This is a genomic window from Escherichia ruysiae, assembly GCF_031323975.1.
GTDB classification, from domain to species: domain Bacteria; phylum Pseudomonadota; class Gammaproteobacteria; order Enterobacterales; family Enterobacteriaceae; genus Escherichia; species Escherichia ruysiae.
Genome location: NZ_JAVIWS010000001.1, coordinates 382,986 through 401,104, shown reverse-complemented (window position 1 = coordinate 401,104; position 18,119 = coordinate 382,986). Strand labels below are relative to the sequence as shown.

Genomic DNA, 18,119 nt, shown 5'->3' with positions numbered 1-18,119 from the left:
TCCCACCCTTCACAGAACTGAATTGCCAGAGACATTAATGTCCGCTTTGAGCGAGGAGCGGTCATTAGCCCCTCAGCCGTATGCCTTAAAGAACGTACGCCAGAAATAAAAGGATTGCGCTACTGCGCATTCCTACTTTGACGGGATGTGACCCATGTCATCGCCACCGCTCCCAGAAGTAACAAACCACTTAAACCAAAAGCACTTCTCCATCCCAGACTGTCGAATACCAGACCTCCAGCCGTTGAACCAAGTGCAATAGATAGCTGAATCACCGCAACCATGAGGCCTCCCCCCGTCTCTGCATCTTCGGGTAACGCACGTGCTATCCATGTCCACCACCCCGTTGGCGCAGCCGTTGCAAGTAGCCCCCACAGGCTGAGTAAAACGGCAACAGCCCAGATGTGGTGTCCGACCAGCAGTAACGCACCGGTAATCGCTGCCATAAGCAACGGGATCATGATTAATGTCTTATAAAATATGGTGTTCAGGAATGTTGAGACGAGCATTGTGCCGACAAAACCTGCTACACCTATTGCGAGCAAAATCAGAGAAAGATCAGAAGCTCCCACTCTGGTGACGCTTTCCAGAAAGGGGCGCACGTAGGTAAATAAAGCAAACTGTCCCATAAAGAAGAGCCCACAGGCCAGCAGTCCCGTTGGTACGATGGCGACACTGAACAGACGAAGCACAGACCCCTGTGGTTTATGTGTTTTATCGCTTTCCATCGAAGGCAGGCTGATCCATTGCCAGATGAACGCAGCTATCGCAAGGGGGACCAGACATAAAAAGGTGCCACGCCAACCGATGGTTGTCCCCAGATAGCTACCAAGCGGCGCAGCCACAACGGTGGCCAGCGCGTTGCCGCCGTTAAAAATTGCCAGTGCGCGGGGGACCTGGTGCTGCGGCACGAGCCGAATGGCGGTTGCAGCCGACATTGACCAGAATCCTCCGATGACGACGCCAATCAGAGCCCTCCCCAGCATATAAACCGGATAGTTAGGCGCTATGGTGATAACTATTCCCGATATGGCCATTAAGACCGTCAGCCCCAGCAGAAGATATTTTCGATTCAGGTCTCCGACAATACGGGAGATAGTCAGACTGGTAAGCACCGCCAGCGCGCCAGACACAGCAATTCCTTGCCCTGCCAGCCCTTCGGTAACGTGTAAATCATGGGCAATGAGCGTAAGCAGGCTGACTGGCATAAACTCAGAAGCGATCAGCACAAACACGCAAAGCGTCATGGCAAATACGCCGCTCCAGTATGCATGCGTTTTTTCGTATGATTGTTTTAGACTTATAGTGAACATTATTAGCATCCCTTAATATCGAACCAGCCAGATTCAGGCGCAGTCGGGTCAGAAGTTATTCAGGGAATAACGACATAATAGTTGGGTGAGAATAGAGGGCGATGTGGCATATTCTGCATCACACCAGGCAGTTAAAAGCCACCCGTTTACGACAGGTGGCCTGGTAAACCTTTCGGGTTATCTTAAGTTTGCCTTGAAAAATTGCTCAAATTTGGTAAATGGGATCTTACCCGCAACGTTGTCATACAGATCAACATGGTTTGCCCCGGGAACAATCACTAACTCTTTCTCTTTGCTGCCGATCGCGTTAAAGGCATCTTCAGCAAAATAGCGTGAATGGGCTTTTTCGCCGGTCACGATGAGTGTAGGGATAGTAACTTCATTAGCGTAACTCAGCAGCGGCATATTCATAAATGACAGCGGCATGGTTGCATTCCAGGCACCGGTTGAGTTGACCGAACGCGCATGGAAACCACGCGGCATGCGGTAATAATCAAAGAACTCTTTCAATACCGGATTAGGATTCGTGGGCAGAGTTTCCGGTAAAATACGATCGGAAGCGGTGACGTTGCCCTTCTCATCAACGTAAATGTCATGCCCGCCTGGCGCGAAAGCGCCATTTTCCGCATCCTTCCAGCGCTGCATGTTCAGATACTGCAATACGGCACGACGATCGGCAGTGGTATAGCGGTCTTTGCCATCGCCCACGCCATGACCCATTGCACGGCTCATGTCATACATCACGCTGCTCGCCACCGCCTTGACACGCGTGTCCATCGCAGCGTCGTTTAAAGCCATGCCGCCCCATCCGCAGATACCGAGCAACCCGATACGGTTGCGATCCACCTCTTTTTGCAGGCCTAAGAAATCAACCGCCGCGCTGAAATCCTCGGTGTTGATATCCGGAGATGCGACGTTTCGCGGGTAGCCGCCGCTTTCACCCGTGTATGAAGGGTCGAAAGCCAGAGTGACAAATCCCTGTTCAGCCAGCGTCTGCGCATACAGGCCGCTGGATTGCTCTTTCACCGCCCCGAAGGGGCCACTAACAGCAATAGCGGCCAGCTTGCGATCTCCACGATCCTTCGGTATGTAGAGATCCCCGACTAAGGTGATCCCGTACCGGTTCGGAAAGGTCACCTTACGGTGATCAACTTTCGTGCTCTCAGCAAAAGTTTTATCCCATTTCTCAACCAGCGAAACGGGCGCGTTCGGATTGGTTGTATCAGCGTAACTCATATTTGTGACTCCACTTAATGATGCGCATAACAGCATGGCGGGTATCGCAGCTGTCAATTTTTGGGTGAAAGCAGTCATCAAAATCCCCTTCATAAAAGTGCCAGATACTGGTTTCATACGGCCAACGCTGCCGTGCTTTGTTGCAACGCGCATATTATAGTTAGCACTAATAGTGCTGATTAGAGGGTAAATAATGCTAAGATTAATACCATATTGTTCTGAATTGTGATGCAGCAGCAGAGGAAGAATGATGGCGAAAAGGGAAAACTATAACGATCTCTATCTGTTTATGCAGGTCGTGCGAGAAGGGAGTTTTACCGCCGCCGCACAGAGGCTTGGTCTGGCGCAGTCAGGAATTAGCCGTGCAGTGCGCGAGCTGGAAGAACGACTGGGCGTGCAGCTTCTGGTACGCACCACGCGCAAGCTATCGCTCACCCATGCTGGCGAGTTGCTCTATAAAAACGTCGAATCTGGATTTGACGCCTTAGATATGGGGCTTGCCACGCTGGCCCATTATCGCCATACACCATCGGGTACGGTCCGTATTAATGCCAGCCAGCACGCCATTGACAAAGTACTGCTGCCGAAGCTGGCGGTGTTTAAACAACGCTACCCGGATATTCGGCTGGAGCTCATCAGTGAAAGCCGGTTTGTCGATATTATTACTGAACGCTTCGATGCCGGTATACGTCTGGGCTCGGAAGTGGATAGCGGTATGGTCGCGGTGCGTATTTCGCCCGATATGGAGATGGCCGTTGTCGGCACACCCGAGCACTTTCGTCGCTACGGATTTCCGCAAACCCCCACCGATTTAGTGGGTCATCCCTGCATCGCTTACCAGTTCGGCGACGGCAGCCTGTATGCCTGGGAACTCAATCAGGACGGTAAAAAGATCACCCATCAGCCTCAGGGACAATGGGCCTTTGCTGACAGTTATATGGAAGCCAAAGCCGCGAGGCTAGGTCTGGGACTGGCTTATGTTCCGGAGGAATTGGTATCTGATGATATAGAACAGGGGGCGCTGATCAGAGTTTTGCAATGCTACAGCCAACGCCTGGAAGGTTCATATATCTATTATCCGCACAGAAATGTGTCACCCGCTCTACGAGCGGTTATCGATACATTGAGAATTTAAGGGATGAAGATGAGATGATTCGCAGGCCTGGGTAATAGTTGGAAAACAACGTCCGTTTCTGGCACACAGCGGACATTTCAGCTTTACCCTGCCCCGGACATCTGAACTTAGCTTTGACATAGGTTGTAGAGGCTAAATTGAGATGTCCATTTCTGGCAAATATAGCCATGCCCGCGCTACAGTCTCACCACTGCTTTCAAAGGATGAGACTCATAACTGCATTCGGAACTGAGTTTTTCTCAATGACCGATGTTAATCAACTCAGGCTCTTACAGGACGTGTTTGGTTCCACACAGGCTTCGCGCCCCCAAAATTCAGCAGCCAAGGATCGACATGCTTGTACTGGTGAGCTCATTCAGCAACATTGTGCGTCCATCAGTTGAATTCACAGCGGAAAGCAACCCTGGCAACTTTAGAGAGACTGGGATATTTTTACTTAACTCTTCTGACAAAGGTTATGGCAATGGTCTTAATCAGGACTCCTGAATTAAAAGATATACCATCTCTACAAAAGCTCTTTCTGCAATTGGGTTATCAGACAGATGTAGAACGCTTAGAAAATCATATTAACCAGAAGCATACCAGTCTTAGTATTTTGGTTGCTGAAGCAGAAAAGGAACTCTGCGGGGTTATTGTGATGAATTTTATCACCCCTGTACATGAAAACGGTTTGTGGGCATTAATTTCAGCTCTGGTCATAGATGAATCGTCGCGAGGAACAGGTATCGGAAAGAAGCTTCTCATTGCCTCTGAGCAAATCGCACTGGATAAGGGATGTTCTCAAATTGAGCTTTCAAGCAGTGAACGTAGAATCAGAGCACACAAGTTTTATGAAAGCCACGGTTATCAGGAAGTGAGGAAGCGTTTTGTTAAGCTTCTCGCAGACATGCCCATTGTTAAATAACTCTCCAGCGAGGTTTGCATGTCGGATTCGAGTACGAGCGCAAGCTGATTATTATAACCACTTCGTAAGTTGTGCCACCTGGTGTATATCATCTGACTTGATGTACACCAGGTATTCTACAGTAGTAAATCCAGTGTTTTCAGGGTCAAGCCCCCTTCCCCATGATTGTATTTCTTTTCAATTTAATTGCATTCCTCAGTTCGAGGTTGAATTTAGCCTCATCAATAAGTTTGTCCTTAAGTTCCTGTGCAATTCGCTTTAATTCCGTAAACGCAAGCGGCTTTTGCCCATGTAAGAATTGAACACCAGAACGTTCATAATACTTATCAATATGTTTTAACCTGTATTTTGCTAACTTTCTTATTTCACCTATAGAGCCCTGTTGTCCATTGTCTATTAGTCGGTTGATTGTATACTCAACAAACTCTTTTTTATCTTTTCCGAAATAACTCAAGACCAACGGAAGTAAAAAGCTTTGCATACAGATATCATATGAGAAAACCATAGAAAAATCGGCACCTAAAAGATCACAAGCTCCATCGAAATCATTATATAAAAAGATATAACGGTAAAAATCTTTAAACCTGCTAATTATACTTGCGTCAGTAACTTTGTTTGCGCCAATATAGCAGCCATAAGGGCTTCCTTTTGCAAACTCTATATTTTCTGTTGATTTGAAACTGTCACATCCCGCGACAATGGCCAGTAGATTATTCATTGTATGCTTGTTTATCATTAAAAATAAATCATTCATCTCCCCCCAGGAGATATATTTTTTAATTCCAGGGAGAAACATTCCTTCCTCGGGTGAACCATGACACTCAAAATGCACTATAGGAATTAACCCTTTTTTTATGACTCCTTTTTCCAGCTCTTTAAAGAAAGAATTCAGCATGGGGATATTATGTATCTTAACAAAAACAATAGGAATTGGCACTTTCAGACTTGATATGGATTTAAATAGTTTTGAGGTGGTATTACTTTTAAGCGTTATATCATCTGGTTTATTATTGATTTTGATGTCACTCGGGGAATCAAGATCCTCATCACCTAAAACATCAATGATGTATAAAATGTTGAATGCAAATTTTCTCGTCATGTTTTATATCTCTATATCCGATAGAGTTAGTGTCCAAAATGCCATGATTGCACAAAAAACTCCTTCAAATCTGGCTCCTGCCCTAAGGATATCAAAAAAAATCCTCTGTGGAATTATTTACTTCATGGATATTTGGCTGGCAGATATTAAAATTAGATATTGAATATTCTGTATGTTAATAGATTCATATAAAATCAACAAAAAGCTTAATATATGGATTTCATTTGTTTTAAAGTGGTTGTAATTAAAATTTACGCCAGGCTACATTTGAGTTAATCACGTAGGCCACGTACAAAGCGCGTGTTCAATGGATTGATGACGTGCGGCGAATCCATCAGTTTTATCTACACTTGGGATAATGCGCTGACGGGAGTAAAAAAATGGCTGACTGGAATCCCTCTTTATATCTGCACTTCAACGCCGAACGGTCACGACCGGCAGTAGAACTGCTTGCCAGAGTCCCTCTGGAAAACGCCTGGGAAATAGCCGATCTTGGCTGTGGCCCAGGCAATAGCACCGCCCTGCTACATCAACGCTGGCCAACGGCTAAAATTACCGGCATTGATTCGTCTCCGGCGATGATTGCCGAAGCGCGCGCAATTTTACCAGAATGTCAGTTTGTGGAAGCAGACATCCGCAATTGGCAACCGAACCATGCACTCGATCTGATTTTCGCCAATGCCTCGCTGCAATGGCTGCCCGAACACTATGAACTGTTTCCGCATCTGGTATCGTTACTCAATCCGCATGGCGTGCTGGCGGTGCAAATGCCGGACAACTGGCTGGAGCCGACGCATGTGTTAATGCGCGAAGTCGCCTGGGAGCAGCATTATCCGGATCGTGGACGCGAACCGCTGGCAGGCGTTCATGCTTACTACGATATTCTGAGCGAAGCCGGATGTGAGGTTGATATCTGGCGCACCACCTACTATCACCAGATGCCGTCGCACCAGGCGATTATTGACTGGGTGACAGCCACCGGATTACGCCCATGGTTGCAGGATCTGACGGAGAGTGAGCAGCAGCATTTTCTTACGCGCTATCATCAGATGCTGGAAGAACAGTATCCACTGCAGGAGAACGGGCAGATACTGTTGGCATTTCCGCGTCTGTTTATTGTTGCCCGGCGCACGGAGTAATTATTACGTCAGCTGGTAATGGCGATCGGGAAGAATCTTCGGCGGAATTTCTGTTTCGTCGTTCATCTGTAACAGGTCAATTTCAATAGCGTTGCAGATGGCATCCAACGGTAAATCATTGTTTTCAGTACCGAACGGATCTTCCAGCTCTTCCGCCAGACAATCCAGTGAAATAAAGGTGTAGGAAATTAGCACTGAGATAAAAGGCGTCATGTAATGCAGGTCCACGACCAGCGCGAACGGCAGCATGATACAAAACAGATAAACGGTACGATGCAAAATCAGGGTGTAGGCAAAGGGAATTGGCGTATATGCAATACGCTCGCACCCTGCCAGTACCGCAGAAATATCATTAAGACGATCGTTCAGACTAATAAACAGAATGTCAGAAAGTAGCCCGTTTCGCCGCTGAACGGCCAACCACTCACCCATTATCAATAAAATACGGTTAGCTGGAGAGTTGGAAGCCAGTACTCGCTGAAGATCTCCAGTATTAAGATAATGTGCCAGCACTCCCGCCTGTGGCTGTTTGCGTAATGTCATGCGTAAACAGTGGGCGAAGGCGATTTGTAGCCGGGCAAACTCCTTTACACTTGCCGAATCAGGTAATGTCGTTTTTACCTCACGCAGTAACGACCGTGAGGCAATCATCAACTGCCCCCAAAGTTTGCGCGCTTCGACATAACGGGCATAACCTGCGTTATTACGAAAACCCAGAAAGATGGCGATGGCGACACCGAGAATGCTGAACGGTGCGAGGGTGAATTTGATGCCCAAATGCGTGTACCAGGGCAGCATGAAAATAACAGCGATAGAAAAGAGAAAATTGAGTAGTAAGCGCGAGGATATCTTGGATAATACTGAACCGTGCCAGACAAAAATACGGCGCAGCCAGTGTTGTTGTGGACGAACAATCATGATTATCTTCAGGCGTGGAAAAGTCGCACTATTAAACGTGATTCCGATCACATTCTCAAGACACTACTTACAAATTACCTACAAGCTTACAACATTAACAGGTGCTGCATGTGGCACCTGTTAATGATAAAGGCACATAGGATGTTGTAACTAATATAATCAAATAAGAAACCCGGTCGAAACCGGGTTCAGAGTATTAGCACAACGGACGTACAGCTTCGCGCATTCCTTTTTCGAGAATCGCATCCAGGTCATTAGCAACCTGCTCAACCAGACCAGGTACTTGCGTCAGGTCTTGCACCCAGTGGTCTTTTTCTGCTAACACAATCGCAACCAGTTCCTGGGTGCCGATAACGCGGTCACGATGCTGGCTCCAGAGTTGCTGGTAACGTTCCAGCCAGTGGGCATCGTCCTGTACCGGATACGTTTCTCCGTTACGCTCTCCGCGATAGAACGCAATCAATGCCGCTAATGCGAAAGTGAGGCGCGCCGGAAGTGTGCCGTTTTCCTTCTGCCCTGCCAGCAACTGCGGCAGGATGCGGGTGCGGAACTTGGTCATACCGTTGAGCGCGATAGACAGCAGCTGATGCTTAATGTACGGGTTACGGAAACGCCCGGTAACGGCGCTGGCGAAAGATTCCAGTTCATCACGTGGCAGATCCAGCACCGGAATAATCTCTTCGTAAATGGCTTTTTCAACGAATGCGCAAATTTCAGCATCGTTCATCGCTTCGCCGACGGTATCCAGCCCTGCCTGGAACGCCACCGGCACCAGCGCGGTGTGTGCGCCATTAAGGATTGCTACTTTGCGCTCTTTATACGGTTTAATATCGTCAACAATCAGCACGTTAAGCGGATATTTATCCAGACGCAGTTCAGTCGCTAAGGATTTCGGTCCCTGAATCACAAACAGGTAAAAGTGTTCAGCGGTGTCGAGGAAACCATCGTGATAGCCGAGTTCAGCTTCCAGTTTAGCCACTTCATCACGCGGATAACCGGTAACGATGCGGTCCACCAGCGTAGAACAGAAACTGTTAGCCTGATCCAGCCATTGAATAAATGCTTCGGGCAGTGCCCATTCTTGTGCGTAGCGCAGCACCAGTTCACGCAACGCGTCGCCGTTGTAGTCGATCAGCTCACACGGAATGATGATCCAACCTTTATCCAGCGCGCCGTTGAAATGGCTGAAACGTTCGAACAGCAGACGCGTCAGTTTTGCCGGATAGCTTACTGCTGGCGCATCATCAAATTTGTCGCCCGCATGATAGCTAATACCCGCTTCTGTGGTGTTGGAAAAGACGAAGCGCATTTCCGGATTATGTGCAAGTTTCAGGAATTCATCGTAGTCACCGTAGACGCTGATTTCACGGTTTACAGAACGAATCAGACGCGCATCGCTGACCGCTTCTCCCTTCTCATTCAGGCCACGAATAATGGTGGTATACAGCCCATCCTGCGTGCTCAGTGACGGCGGGAATGAAGTTTCAATCGGACGAACAACGACCACGCCAGAATTCAGGTCGGTGTGTTCATTCAGGAGATCAATTTGCCAGTCAACAAAGGCGCGCAGAAAGTTACCTTCACCAAACTGAATGATTCGTTCTGGATACTGTGCACCGGGAAAATCGCGACGATTTAGTGTTTTCACAATGGGTTCCCTTTTGATTAGTCATACAACCTGCTTGAATTGGTACGACAGGTTAGCAAACTTTAATACATTGAACCCCTGTTTTGATCAACTCGTGATGATTAATTAGCAGGTTTAAGATAAAAATGTGGCACAGATCATGGTTCCATCGAGGATTTTCCTCTTTCTCCAGTCGACAGAGTGGTAGAACACATTACGCTAAAACTGTGACAAAATAACAAAGCTGTCAGACAACTTCCTCACCATAACGCATGGTACTGGTGCGGTTACGCCCGTCTTTCTTCGACCGATAGAGACACGTATCAGCTTCGACCATCAATTTATTGAAGTCATCGGTTAGTGTGCGGTATGAAGCATCCCCACTACCGACGCCGATGCTAACCGTCAGATAAAGCGTCTTTTGTTGCCAGGTAAACGGTTGTAGTTCAACGCCTTTACGAATTTTCTCCGCCATCAGCAGACCATCAACGGGATTCATTGATGGCACGGCTACGGCAAACTCTTCGCCTCCCATTCTCGCCACCAGCCCCTTATCGCCGACAATTTTCTGAATATGCTGGGCAAACACGCTTAACACTTTATCGCCACACTCATGACCATAGTTATCGTTAATGCTTTTGAAATAGTCGATATCAAGCAACATGACAGTCAGATGTTGTGTCTGTTGCAGCGATGGACTTTTCAGCGCCTCATAAAGACCGGATCGTGAGTAAACCTGAGTCAGAAAATCAAAGTCGGCTCGCAGCGCAACTTGCTTCATTAGCGAATTAATCGCTGCCACGCTAAAGGAAACCATAATTGGGCAAATCGCCATCGTGGCAATGCCCAGACGTGCGGAAAACATCTGCGGAATAAAGAACGGCGAACCGACGGCGATATCAATTACCGAATTTGCTACCAGTACGATCTCCACTGCTCCGGTGATAAAAGTCAGCAGACACGTCACCTGTGGCGTATAGCGCACTGCACACCAGATTAATGCAGGCAGCGGGAACGCCAGACTCCCCGCTCCGCCAATGACGACCGAGGCAATAACCGACACAATAAGCGCAATGGCTGGCATCATCTGCTCTGCTTTAAAGCGCGGCAATACCCCAGGAATTGCCAGCGTCAGCATACAAGGCACAATCAACACGCCTGTTGAGAATTGTTCACTAAACCAGTCAGCAAGCAAAGGCCAGAAATCCAGGCTATCAATACTAACCGAACCAATCGCCCCGACGATGGCACATAATAAAGCGGCAATCAGACAATAATTAAATAACCGTAATGCGCTTACTGGCTCGTACTTATTTTTCCCCAGACGCTTATCCCGCATAACCAGTAGGGAGACAGTTACGATAAACATCATATTGGACAAATTGATAACCAGTGAAACCAGCCCCCATTCGGTGGTCATGGCATCATAAACCAGCATTGCTACGTAACAGATGGCATAGTAATGCAGACGATTAAGCCAGACGTAGCGGGCAAATACCCCTGCCATCACGCCATTCAGCGGCCAGAAAAGAGAAAGTTCGTGAACCAGGCGTAGCTCTGCACCTATAAAATAGAACAGCGTCGTTAGCGCAAAAATTGCAATGCTATTACGTAGTAGATGACCTTCCTGGAACAAACGGAAAGTGGATATGGGGTGTACATGCATTAATTATCTGTCCATACAATTGCGAGTGGCAATTATCTCAACGCAATAAGTAAATTCTCATAAAGGATAGCATGTTCGCTGACAGCGGCGACAAAGAAAGATATCAATCAGATGATCTTTTGGCTTTTACCACCATTCTTATGGCTGATTCATCTGAATAACCAGCCAGTGATAGATAACCGTCACGATATAACGTTGTTGTTCCTCACTTAACGAAACACCCTGCGGAATGTTATGCCACTTAGCCAGACAGCCACGGCAGCAGGTCGCGGTGGCGTGTTGAGCGATAAACACCGGATGCCCGCGCATGGGGGTTTGCTTCCCGTCGTTCGCCGGTAATGCCGGCGCAAGACGCTTAGCGACAAAATCTGCCGCATGTTGTTCAATAACCGGCGCGCCCTTCTCCAGACAATACTGACGCTCCTTGACGCCCAGACGAAAGCGAGAGCGAAATTTTGAACGGGCTAAACGCGCGAAGAGTGGATCAAGTGACTGCATTAATAAACCGAGCGTCCTAACTGTTTCGTTAATTGTTCAAGTACTGCAATACCGGCAAGAGAGTTACCTGCGTCATCCAGCTCCGGGCTCCATACCGCGATGGCCATTTCATGCGGGACGATCGCAACAATACCGCCGCCAACACCAGATTTTGCCGGAAGCCCTACCCGCCAGGCGAATTCACCCGCGTTTTGATACATTCCACTGGTCGCCATCAACGCGTTAATTTGCCGCGCCTGCATCGGCGTCACTACGGGCTCATCGATATGAATAGCCTTTCCCTGATTTGCCAGAAAAACAAACGTCCGCGCCAGCTCAACGCAGCTCATTTTCAGTGCACAGTAATGAAAGTAGTTTTGCAGAACGGTTGTCACATCATGATGGAAATTGCCAAACGACTTCATCAGCCAGGCAATAGCCGCATTTCGCGCGGAATGTTCAAACTCGGAGCGGGCAACCACCGTATCGTAGGCAATATCAGACACGCCGCTTAAGCCACGCACGACTTCCAGCATACGTTGCCGTGGTGCGCTTAATCGCCCTTGCAACATATCGCAGACCACCAGCGCACCGGCATTAATAAACGGATTACGCGGAATGCCCTGCTCCATTTCCAGTTGCACTAAGGAATTGAACGGAGATCCCGACGGATCTTTGCCGACGCGTTGCCAGATTTCTTCTTCGGAGTAATGACGCATAGCAACAACGAGACTGAGCACTTTGGAAATAGACTGAATAGAAAAACGTTCTTGCGCGTCTCCGGCCTGGAAAAGCTGCCCATCAACGGTACAGATAGCAATCCCCAGACGGGAACCATCGACGGTTGCCAGTGCCGGAATATAATCAGCGACTTTACCCTGACCAATTAGCGGACGTACTTGCCGCAAGATATTTTCTAAAATTGCATTATCCATGGCGACTGCCACTCTCTGCTCCTTGCTCGCAGGTCTGAAAAGACCTGCGAGTATAACAGAGCTAAATATGTGACGTCAGATCCGGTCTTTCCACACCGTCTGGATATTACAGAACTCATGTAAGCCGAAATGAGAAAGTTCACGCCCAAAACCGCTCTTCTTCACACCGCCAAAAGCGACCCGTGCGTCGCTGGCGCAGAAACCATTGATAAACACGCCGCCGCATTCCAGACGTGCCGCCATCTGTCTGGCTCGTGTTTCGTCAGCGGTAAAGATCGTCGCTGAAAGGCCGAACTCACTGTCATTCGCCAGTTCCAGCGCATGTTCTGCATCTCTCGCTACGGTGATTGCCGCAACGGGGCCAAACATTTCTTCACGAAACGCGGTCATTTCTGGGGTGACATTTGCCAGAACCGTTGGCGGATAGTAGTTACCTGCCCCAGCCATCTTTTCCCCGCCCAGTAACAAACGTGCGCCCTGCGCCAGGGTTTTTTCCACCTGATGATGCAACTCATCACGCAAGTCAAAACGTGCCATCGGACCAAGATCGTTCTCTTCGTCACGGGGATCGCCCATTTTCAACGCTGCCGCAGCTGCCACAAAACGTTCGGTAAATGCCGAAGCAATCCCCTCTTCGATGATAAAACGTTTTGCCGCCGCGCAAACCTGTCCGGTATTCTGGTAACGCCCGGCAACCGCCGCTTTAACCGCCAGTTCCAGATCGGCATCGTTAAGCACAATAAACGGATCTGAACCGCCCAGCTCCAGTACGCATTTTTTCAGTGCCGCACCAGCCTGTGCACCAATAGCCGCTCCCGCACGAACACTCCCGGTCACGGTGACTGCCGCAATACGTGGATCTTTAATCATCTGACTGACACCATCGTTATCGGCATTTAGCCAGCCATATACGCCCTGAGGGATACCCGCGTCTTTAAACACCTGGGCAATTAGCTGAGCACAGCCCGTCACATTCGGCGCGTGCTTAAGTAAGTAGCCGTTACCTGCAAGAATGATGGGAACAGCGCCGCGCATCACTTGCCATAAAGGAAAGTTCCACGGCATAACTGCCAGAATCGTCCCCATTGGTCGATACTCAATAACCGCCTGCTGATTCTCAACCAGCGTTGGCTCTGCTTTCAGCATTGACGGGCCATGTTCTGCATACCAGTCACACAAATTCGCCGATTTCACCACTTCGGCACGTGCCTGCTTGATGGGTTTACCCATTTCGCGGGTGATCATTTGCGCTATCTCTTCGCTGCGAGTACGCAGAGCTTTACCGATATCTCGCAGTTTTTCCGCCCGGTAATCTACGCTTGTCTCGCGCCAGCCGCGAAAACCTTCCACTGCAAGCTGAAGAGCGTTTTCAATATCGTCAGCGCCTGTCCAGGGCAGTGAGGACAGTTGTTCACCATTGGCTGGATTTATCGAAATGGCATGGGTCGCCGGAGTGATGGTCATTGGGGTATCTCCTTTATGAGTTATGGTTTGAAGATACGTAGATTTACTCTTGTTTGAAAATGAATAATATTAAGCCACTTATTCACAAATCGAGAATGCTATGGATCTGACTCAACTGGAGATGTTCAACGCAGTTGCCGAGGTAGGCAGCATTACCCAGGCTGCGGCTAAAGTACATCGTGTGCCGTCGAATCTCACGACTCGTATACGTCAACTGGAAACAGAGCTCGGTGTTGAGCTGTTTATCCGCGAAAATCAGCGTTTACGGCTTTCTCCCGCCGGGCATAACTTTTTACGCTACAGCCAACAAATTCTCGCGTTGGTGGATGAGGCGAGAAATGTCGTGGCTGGCGATGAGCCACAAGGTCTGTTTTCTCTCGGATCGCTGGAAAGCACCGCCGCAGTGCGTATTCCGGCAACGCTGGCAGAATTTAACCGTCGTTACCCCAAAATTCAGTTTTCACTTTCCACCGGCCCTTCCGGCACGATGCTGGACGGCGTACTGGAAGGAAAGCTGAATGCGGCATTTATTGATGGGCCGATTAACCATACCGCCATCGACGGGATACCGGTGTATCGTGAGGAGCTGATGATCGTCACGCCGCAAGGACATGCGCCAGTAACCCGCGCCAGTCAGGTTAATGGTTACAACATCTATGCCTTTCGCGCCAATTGTTCGTATCGCCGTCATTTTGAGAGCTGGTTTCATGCTGACGGTGCCGCACCGGGGACTATTCATGAGATGGAGTCGTATCACGGGATGCTGGCCTGTGTGGTCGCGGGTGCGGGCATTGCGCTTATCCCTCGTTCTATGCTGGAAAGTATGCCCGGGCATCACCAGGTTGAAGCATGGCCGTTGGCTGAGCAATGGCGTTGGTTAACAACCTGGCTGGTCTGGCGTCGCGGTGCGAAAACGCGCCCGCTTGAGGCGTTTATTGAACTGCTGGATGTACCAGACTAAATGTTGTACCGGCTACTCACGCTGCCGTTGATACAGCATGACATGAATCGGCGAAACGCGACATAGATCACAAAACCGTTGTATTCAGATCATTAACCGTTTTAAGATCATTTCATTACCTTTTCGCAACTCATCCGATAATCGGTTATGACAACAAATATGGTTTCCCGCAAAGTGGCGTGGCTACGGGTCGTTACGCTGGCCGTTGCCGCCTTCATCTTCAATACCACCGAATTTGTGCCTGTAGGTTTGCTTTCTGATATTGCGCAAAGCTTTCATATGCAAACCGCACAAGTCGGTATCATGTTGACCATTTATGCGTGGGTAGTGGCGCTATTGTCACTGCCTTTTATGCTAATGACCAGTCAGGTCGAACGCCGCAAATTGCTGATCTGTCTGTTTGTGGTGTTTATCGCCAGCCACATACTGTCGTTTTTATCGTGGAGCTTTACCGTTCTGGTAATTAGTCGCATTGGTGTGGCTTTCGCCCATGCTATTTTCTGGTCGATTACGGCGTCTCTGGCAATCCGTATGGCGCCAGCCGGAAAGCGAGCGCAGGCATTGAGTTTAATTGCCACCGGCACAGCACTGGCGATGGTATTAGGTTTACCTATCGGGCGCATTGTGGGGCAGTATTTCGGCTGGCGAACAACCTTCTTCGCGATTGGTATCGGGGCGCTTATCACCCTTTTGTGCCTGATCAAATTACTTCCATTGCTGCCCAGTGAGCACTCTGGTTCGTTAAAAAGTCTTCCGCTGCTGTTTCGTCGCCCGGCATTGATGAGCATTTATTTGCTGACGGTAGTCGTGGTCACCGCCCATTACACGGCATACAGCTATATTGAACCTTTTGTGCAAAACGTTGCGGGGTTCAGCGCCAACTTTGCCACAGCATTGCTGTTGATGCTCGGTGGTGCGGGCATCATTGGTAGCGTCATTTTCGGTAAGCTGGGTAATCAGCACGCATCGGTGCTGGTCAGTGCGGCGATTGCGCTATTGCTGGTGTGCCTGGCACTACTGTTGCCTTCGGCAAGTAGCGAGATACACCTCGGCGTGCTGAGCATTTTCTGGGGGATCGCGATGATGATCATCGGACTTGGGATGCAGGTTAAAGTACTGGCGCTGGCACCAGATGCCACCGACGTTGCGATGGCGCTCTTTTCCGGGATATTTAATATTGGTATTGGCGCCGGGGCGCTGGTGGGTAATCAGGTAAGTCTACACTGGTCGATGTCGATGATTGGTTATGTGGGTGCAGTTCCGGCTCTCGCCGCGTTGATATGGTCAATCGTCATATTCCGCCGCTGGCCTGTGGCACTTGAAGAACAGACGCAATAGCTTCCATGCACGAACGAGCCTTTCAGATTATTGACAACGTGCGCTTTGTTTATGCCGGATGCGGCGGGAACGCCTTATCCGGCCTACAACTCAATACATTGCAGAGATTACGTAGGCCTAATAAACGTAGCGCATAGGCAATGTTGCGTTTGTCATCTGCTCAGACCCATTTGGGTCTTTTTTAATGGTAAGTTTTAATAATTTCCAGGATGCCGTTAATAATAAATTGCACGCCCATACAAACCAGCAAGAAGCCCATCAGGCGGGAGATCGCTTCAATTCCCCCTTTCCCCACCAGCCGCATAATGGCACCGGAGCTACGTAGACTTCCCCACAAAATGACCGCCACCAGGAAAAAGATCAGCGGCGGCGCAACCATCAGCACCCAGTCCGCGAAGGTTGAACTCTGACGCACCGTTGACGCCGAGCTAATGATCATCGCAATGGTTCCCGGTCCGGCGGTACTTGGCATTGCCAGTGGCACAAAAGCAATATTGGCGCTGGGTTCATCTTCCAGCTCTTCCGATTTGCTTTTTGCTTCCGGTGAATCCGTTGCCTTTTGCTGGGGAAAGAGCATACGGAAACCGATAAATGCAACAATTAACCCCCCAGCAATACGTAGACCGGGAATCGAAATGCCGAACGTATCCATCACCAGTTGCCCGGCGTAATACGCCACCATCATGATGGCAAATACGTATACCGAGGCCATCAACGACTGGCGGTTACGTTCGGCGCTGTTCATGTTGCCCGCCAGGCCAAGAAATAACGCGACTGTCGTTAATGGGTTGGCTAACGGCAGCAACACCACCAGCCCCAGACTAATTGCTTTAAACAAATCTAACATTGGTGGTTGTTATCCTGTGTGTCTGAGTCATCAGCGAAAAGTATAAAGGGAAAACAAAGAGAAAGTTTCACTCTTTAACTAATCTTGCATAGCACTGACCAAAACTTGAACCGATTTAGCAAAACGTGGCATCAGACAATTCATTCATTTGACTTATACTTGCCTGGGCAATATTATCCCCTGCAACTAATTACTTGCCAGGGCAACCAATGTGAAAAGTACCAGCGACCTGTTCAATGAAATCATCCCCTTGGGTCGCTTAATCTATATGGTTAATCAGAAGAAAGACCGTCTGCTTAACGATTATCTGTCTCCGCTGGATATCACTGCGGCACAGTTTAAGGTGCTCTGCTCTATCCGCTGCGCAGCGTGCATTACGCCGGTTGAACTGAAAAAAGTGTTGTCGGTCGACCTGGGGGCACTGACCCGTATGCTGGATCGCCTGGTCTGTAAAGGCTGGGTGGAACGGTTGCCAAACCCGAATGACAAGCGCGGCGTGCTGGTAAAACTCACCGCCAGCGGCGCAGCAATATGTGAACAATGCCATCAATTAGTTGGCCAGGATCTGCATCAAGAATTAACAAAAAACCTGACGGCGGACGAAGTGGCAACGCTTGAGCATTTGCTTAAGAAAGTCCTGCCGTAAACAAAAAAAGAGGTATGACGATGTCCAGACGCAACACTGACGCTATTACCATTCATAGCATTTTGGACTGGATCGAGGACAACCTGGAATCGCCACTGTCACTGGAGAAAGTGTCAGAGCGTTCGGGTTACTCCAAATGGCACCTGCAACGGATGTTTAAAAAAGAAACCGGCCATTCATTAGGCCAATATATCCGCAGCCGAAAGATGACAGAAATCGCGCAAAAGCTGAAAGAAAGCAACGAGCCGATACTCTATCTGGCAGAACGTTATGGTTTCGAGTCCCAGCAAACGCTGACCCGAACCTTCAAAAACTACTTTGATGTTCCGCCGCATAAATACCGGATGGCTAATATTCAGGGCGAATCGCGCTTTTTACATCCATTAAATCATTACAATAGCTAGTTGAAACGTG

At 48.9% G+C, this 18,119-nt stretch carries 17 protein-coding genes; 7 read left to right on the top strand and 10 right to left on the bottom strand.

Annotated elements, in window-relative coordinates:
* Nucleotides 1-119: 119 nt before the first annotated feature.
* Nucleotides 120-1,313, bottom strand: a complete 1,194-nt coding sequence (locus RGV86_RS02180; protein ID WP_000494214.1) for an MFS transporter — start codon at nucleotides 1,311-1,313, stop codon at nucleotides 120-122.
* Between the two features lie 177 nt (nucleotides 1,314-1,490).
* Complete coding sequence (locus tag RGV86_RS02175) at nucleotides 1,491-2,627, bottom strand: alpha/beta hydrolase (RefSeq protein ID WP_309508422.1); 1,137 nt, start codon at nucleotides 2,625-2,627, stop codon at nucleotides 1,491-1,493.
* Between the two features lie 172 nt (nucleotides 2,628-2,799).
* On the opposite strand from RGV86_RS02175, the gene RGV86_RS02170 reads away from it, so the two are divergent.
* Nucleotides 2,800-3,684, top strand: a complete 885-nt coding sequence (locus RGV86_RS02170) for a LysR family transcriptional regulator (RefSeq protein WP_001119030.1) — start codon at nucleotides 2,800-2,802, stop codon at nucleotides 3,682-3,684.
* Between the two features lie 463 nt (nucleotides 3,685-4,147).
* On the top strand, nucleotides 4,148-4,588 hold the full coding sequence (locus tag RGV86_RS02165) for a GNAT family N-acetyltransferase (protein WP_000243017.1): 441 nt from the start codon (nucleotides 4,148-4,150) through the stop codon (nucleotides 4,586-4,588).
* 145 nt (nucleotides 4,589-4,733) lie between these two features.
* Here the strand turns inward: RGV86_RS02165 and RGV86_RS02160 are convergent, their stop codons facing one another.
* A complete protein-coding gene (locus RGV86_RS02160) occupies nucleotides 4,734-5,687 on the bottom strand; it encodes a hypothetical protein (RefSeq protein ID WP_309508423.1) in 954 nt (317 codons plus the stop codon).
* A gap of 380 nt (nucleotides 5,688-6,067) precedes the next feature.
* Here RGV86_RS02160 and tam point away from each other — a divergent pair, with 380 nt between their 5' ends.
* On the top strand, nucleotides 6,068-6,826 hold the full coding sequence (gene tam, locus RGV86_RS02155; protein WP_105280467.1) for a trans-aconitate 2-methyltransferase: 759 nt from the start codon (nucleotides 6,068-6,070) through the stop codon (nucleotides 6,824-6,826).
* 3 nt (nucleotides 6,827-6,829) lie between these two features.
* Here tam and RGV86_RS02150 read toward each other — a convergent pair whose 3' ends face one another.
* From RGV86_RS02150 to sad, 6 genes are all read right to left on the bottom strand, one after another.
* The gene (locus tag RGV86_RS02150) at nucleotides 6,830-7,744 is read right to left on the bottom strand and encodes a bestrophin family protein (protein WP_024212389.1); all 915 of its coding nucleotides are present in this window, start codon (nucleotides 7,742-7,744) and stop codon (nucleotides 6,830-6,832) included.
* A gap of 196 nt (nucleotides 7,745-7,940) precedes the next feature.
* Nucleotides 7,941-9,392 carry a tagaturonate reductase gene (uxaB, locus tag RGV86_RS02145; RefSeq protein ID WP_085460720.1) on the bottom strand — a complete coding sequence of 484 codons (1,452 nt, stop codon included), beginning with the start codon at nucleotides 9,390-9,392 and terminating at the stop codon, nucleotides 7,941-7,943.
* A gap of 226 nt (nucleotides 9,393-9,618) precedes the next feature.
* Nucleotides 9,619-11,037 carry a sensor domain-containing diguanylate cyclase gene (locus tag RGV86_RS02140; RefSeq protein ID WP_137598467.1) on the bottom strand — a complete coding sequence of 473 codons (1,419 nt, stop codon included), beginning with the start codon at nucleotides 11,035-11,037 and terminating at the stop codon, nucleotides 9,619-9,621.
* A 138-nt stretch (nucleotides 11,038-11,175) separates the two neighbouring features.
* Nucleotides 11,176-11,535 carry a DUF4186 domain-containing protein gene (locus RGV86_RS02135; protein WP_001191014.1) on the bottom strand — a complete coding sequence of 120 codons (360 nt, stop codon included), beginning with the start codon at nucleotides 11,533-11,535 and terminating at the stop codon, nucleotides 11,176-11,178.
* Entirely contained in the window at nucleotides 11,535-12,461 is a 927-nt protein-coding gene (glsB, locus tag RGV86_RS02130; RefSeq protein WP_000257398.1) for a glutaminase B, read from the bottom strand. Before glsB ends, RGV86_RS02135 begins: the two co-directional genes overlap by 1 nt.
* Before the next feature lie 63 nt (nucleotides 12,462-12,524).
* Nucleotides 12,525-13,913: a succinate-semialdehyde dehydrogenase gene (sad, locus tag RGV86_RS02125; protein ID WP_000156607.1), complete on the bottom strand. Its 1,389-nt coding sequence runs from the start codon at nucleotides 13,911-13,913 to the stop codon at nucleotides 12,525-12,527.
* A 100-nt stretch (nucleotides 13,914-14,013) separates the two neighbouring features.
* Between sad and ptrR the strand changes: the two genes are divergently transcribed.
* On the top strand, nucleotides 14,014-14,874 hold the full coding sequence (ptrR, locus tag RGV86_RS02120) for a putrescine utilization regulator PtrR (RefSeq protein ID WP_085460718.1): 861 nt from the start codon (nucleotides 14,014-14,016) through the stop codon (nucleotides 14,872-14,874).
* Nucleotides 14,875-15,021: 147 nt separating this feature from the next.
* Entirely contained in the window at nucleotides 15,022-16,212 is a 1,191-nt protein-coding gene (gene ydeA, locus RGV86_RS02115) for an L-arabinose MFS transporter (protein WP_000210512.1), read from the top strand.
* A gap of 181 nt (nucleotides 16,213-16,393) precedes the next feature.
* On the opposite strand, the gene marC is transcribed toward ydeA, so the two are convergent.
* Nucleotides 16,394-17,059, bottom strand: coding sequence for an NAAT family transporter MarC (gene marC, locus RGV86_RS02110; RefSeq protein ID WP_000885044.1), 666 nt, complete (start codon nucleotides 17,057-17,059; stop codon nucleotides 16,394-16,396).
* A gap of 211 nt (nucleotides 17,060-17,270) precedes the next feature.
* Here marC and marR point away from each other — a divergent pair, with 211 nt between their 5' ends.
* Nucleotides 17,271-17,705 carry a multiple antibiotic resistance transcriptional regulator MarR gene (gene marR, locus RGV86_RS02105; protein WP_000843428.1) on the top strand — a complete coding sequence of 145 codons (435 nt, stop codon included), beginning with the start codon at nucleotides 17,271-17,273 and terminating at the stop codon, nucleotides 17,703-17,705.
* Between the two features lie 20 nt (nucleotides 17,706-17,725).
* Entirely contained in the window at nucleotides 17,726-18,109 is a 384-nt protein-coding gene (marA, locus tag RGV86_RS02100; RefSeq protein WP_000091195.1) for an MDR efflux pump AcrAB transcriptional activator MarA, read from the top strand.
* Nucleotides 18,110-18,119: the final 10 nt, after the last annotated feature.